Origin of the sequence: Acidisphaera sp. S103 (assembly GCF_009765975.1) — a bacterium.
Taxonomy (GTDB): domain Bacteria; phylum Pseudomonadota; class Alphaproteobacteria; order Acetobacterales; family Acetobacteraceae; genus Rhodopila.
On sequence record NZ_LMUJ01000045.1, the window covers coordinates 1 to 3,314 of the forward strand.

Sequence of the window (3,314 nt, forward strand, 5' to 3'; positions counted from 1 at the left end):
GACTCACTCCGCCTGCGCCGCAAGGTCGCCGCTTGGGACGACGACTTCCTCGCAGGCCTCATCGCGCGGTAAACGACTTCACCCGATTCCCCTGGCTTGGGTCGAGGTTGGTCTCAGCCAGGAAGCGATTGATCGCCGCCTGAAGTTCGACGACCGAACAAAACACGCCTCGTTTGAGCCGGCGCTTGGTCAGTTTGGCGAAGAAACCCTCGACTGCGTTGAGCCAGGACGCCGATGTCGGCGTGAAATGGAAGGTCCAGCGAGGGTGCCGCGCCAGCCAGGCCTTCACCTTCGGGGGCTTGTGGGGCGATGTTACACTTGACAAACCCACCTCCTGTATGTAAAAAAGCGGTCAAGAGAACCGCTATGAAAACCACCGCCCTGTCCGCCCCGCACCTTCAGAACGAGGAAGCCGCTTTTGCCTACGTCGAAGCCAAGCTTTGGGCGAACGGGCCAGTCTGTCCGAAGTGCGGCACGATCGGGCAATCTGGCCGCTTGCAGGGCAAGAGTGTCCGCCCCGGTCTGTGGAAGTGTTACGCGTGCCGCAAGCAATTCACCGTGCGAATGGGAACCGTCTTTGAGTCCAGCCACGTGCCGCTGCACATCTGGCTTCAGGTGATCTACCTCATGAACTCGTCCAAGAAGGGATTCAGCACACGCCAAATCCAACGAACTATCGGCGGCAGCATGAAGACCGCTTGGTTCCTTGGTCACCGCATCCGCGAAGCGATGGCGGAAGGCTACACTCCTGGTGGTCCGAAACTGGGGGGTTCCGGCATGACTATCGAGGCTGACAAAACCTACATCGGCGGGAAGTCTGCCAACCGAGCCTATGGCCCGATCCCGCCGAAGCGCGCGGTTGCGTCTTTGTTTGAGCGGGGTGGACGCGTCCGCAGCTTTCACGTCCCGAACGTGACCGCGAACAACCTCTATCCGATCGTGGCCCGGCACACGCATTCCGACAGCCGGTTCATGACGGACGATACCAGTGTCTATTCCGCGATCGGGCGCACGTTCAAGGGCGGCTACGAGACGGTTAACCATTCCGCTAAGGAATACGTCCGGGACGATGCCTACACGAACACGGCCGAGGGGTATTTTTCGATTCTGAAGCGCGGGATTTACCAGCACGTGAGCGAGGCCCACTTGCATCGGTATCTGGCCGAGTTTGATTTCAGATACAGCTATCGGATCAAGGCCGGATACGATGATATGGCCCGCTTTGACCGGGCATTGATGGGTGTTGTTGACAAACGCCTGACGTACCGAACAGTTGGTGGTGGCGGGACAGCGCACTCTGCCCCGTTCTAGGCCAACCAGAGACCATGCGTGACGACGGGGATCGACCATCCGCGATTCCCGACAGAGGGAACTTAGTTTCGACGAGGAAGCGGAATGACTCCGCTTCCCTGCGCTGCTATCCTGGGGCGATATTACCAACCAGGGAACAATCCGATGCCTGGATTTCGATTCCAAGGCGCTAGCGGCAACTCGTACGACTTTTCTCTCTTCGATCCGGACAATCGCCAATCCATGCTGATGCAAGGCGGCATCTATATCTTGATCTTGGCACGAAACGGAGCCGGTGGGCCAAAGCCGCTTTATATCGGGTCGGCAAAAAGCCTCCGCCGCGCGGTGTGCGGTACAAAAGCGTGAGAGATTGCTGTCCGCGATCATGGCGTTAACTGCCTTTACGCGCACGCACAGCCGAGTCGCGAGATTCGGGAAACGGAATACGATGATCTGGTGGAGAGTTATCACCCCCGATGAATGCGATTTATAGGGATGAGGAGGGTCAGGAATAAAGCCGTCGCGAATGAGGCGGTGGTGATAAAGCAGGATGCGTTCTGTCGCCGCCGCTTGGATTCTTGGCTCTAACCACCGAAATATGCGTTCTCTGACCCAAATGTTGGGTCGCACAATCAAGGTATAGATGATGCCAACACCCAAACCCGAATCACCCATAACCCCCGACGACCCAGCCGAATACCAACGCTTCCTCGACATGGCGCGCGAGGTTGAGGCGGACGAAGATCCGGGCGCGATCGATCGAGCGTTTGAGAAGATCATTCGGCCCGGCTCCCAGCGGTCGAAGGTGGGTCGAGAAAAGTAGCTGCCCATCCCCCCCCCCTCTCGATAGCCCATCGATCAGCTTAGTTTTGAGCGTCGCAAGGCCGTCGCCCGTGAATTTGAGCTGGGTCCATCCGGTCCTCCTCGGCCGCCGGTAACTATCACCTTCAGTTGGGCCATTATCTCCCTCTACTTCCATCGCAAAGGTGCCATGAGCGAGGATGTCAGCCAGCATTAGCGGGTCGCACTCATCTTTGCCGGCGAAGGTAAGAGTCCCAAGAACGTGGCTGCCTAACGTCCTTAACTCTTTCCTCATCTCGTCGAACACGCGCGCCGTATCGCCCGCGTGTTTGTGACCACTTTCGGCGATCACATGCAGAGTCGTCTCAGGGAACTTCTTACGATGCCCGTATCGACGAAGAACCTCCGCAACCAGGTGCGTCAAGCAGTAGCGGAACAGAGTGCGTAAGCCGTATCAAGCCGCAGCCGCTTGGGATCGCCGGACGCTCGTCTGTAATTCTGCTCGTAGTCGGCATTGGGCAGAAGGCAATTAACGATCTCGGTCAGATCGCCGCCAGCAACCCCAAAATCATGGAGGAAGGCCCGACATTTCTGCTCGGACCAGCCTCGGAACTCTCCGATTTGGCTCTTGAAATCTTTGCCATGGAAGACGCGGAAACCGTACTGGCGCTTCATTGCATTCAATCTGGCCTGGAAAAGAGACCATTGGCGCGCGTTGGCCATGGCCCCTGACATGACAGTCGTGGGCGAGCCTCCATGCGTACCGCTTCCATCCAAGTGAGCCGTCAGAATCAAGAAAATGCGCCCAGATCGCCACCGTCGGGACAGCGCGACCGATAGCGTCCTGAAAAAGCAGGTTGCAGGCGAATCGTGCCGAATGGTCGAATCTACCCCTAGGCTCCGGACTCAATTAAATCCACCACCTGAAGAGCAGGGCGAGTGTGACGGTGGCGCGAAAGTTTCTGGCGAGTTTATCGTATCGGGTTGCGACGCGGCGCCAATCTTTCAAGTGCGAGAAGGCGCGCTCGATCACGTTGCGGCCCTTGTAGGCAACCTTGTCGAACGGTGGGATGTTCTTGCGGGTCGGATTGGGCTTGATGACCGGGGTGCTGCCCCGTGCAATCAGAAATTCGCGAAACTTATCACTGTCGTAGGCGGTGTCGGCCAGCACTTGCGCGGCTTTCGGCAGCTTGTCGATCAGGCCCGCAGCCGATCGAACATCG

The 3,314-nt window shown here is 58.0% G+C and carries 4 protein-coding genes and 1 pseudogene; 1 reads left to right on the forward strand and 4 read right to left on the reverse strand.

The window, feature by feature from the left end; all coding sequences use genetic code 11:
• Nucleotides 1–97 precede the first annotated feature (97 nt).
• Nucleotides 98–304 (reverse strand): annotated as a pseudogene (locus GSQ89_RS12095) (IS630 family transposase); the annotation flags it as partial.
• A gap of 62 nt (nt 305–366) precedes the next feature.
• Between GSQ89_RS12095 and GSQ89_RS12100 the strand changes: the two are divergent.
• Nucleotides 367–1,311, forward strand: coding sequence for an IS1595 family transposase (locus GSQ89_RS12100; protein ID WP_158925405.1), 945 nt, complete (start codon nt 367–369; stop codon nt 1,309–1,311).
• A gap of 646 nt (nt 1,312–1,957) precedes the next feature.
• Here GSQ89_RS12100 and GSQ89_RS12105 read toward each other — a convergent pair.
• The 3 genes from GSQ89_RS12105 to GSQ89_RS12115 form a co-directional block, all read right to left on the reverse strand.
• Nucleotides 1,958–2,443 carry a hypothetical protein gene (locus GSQ89_RS12105; RefSeq protein WP_158925407.1) on the reverse strand — a complete coding sequence of 162 codons (486 nt, stop codon included), beginning with the start codon at nt 2,441–2,443 and terminating at the stop codon, nt 1,958–1,960.
• A gap of 68 nt (nt 2,444–2,511) precedes the next feature.
• A complete protein-coding gene (locus tag GSQ89_RS12110; RefSeq protein ID WP_158925409.1) occupies nt 2,512–2,814 on the reverse strand; it encodes a hypothetical protein in 303 nt (100 codons plus the stop codon).
• 187 nt (nt 2,815–3,001) lie between these two features.
• The coding region (locus GSQ89_RS12115) for a transposase (protein WP_158925411.1) at nt 3,002–3,314 on the reverse strand (313 nt) is incomplete at its 5' end.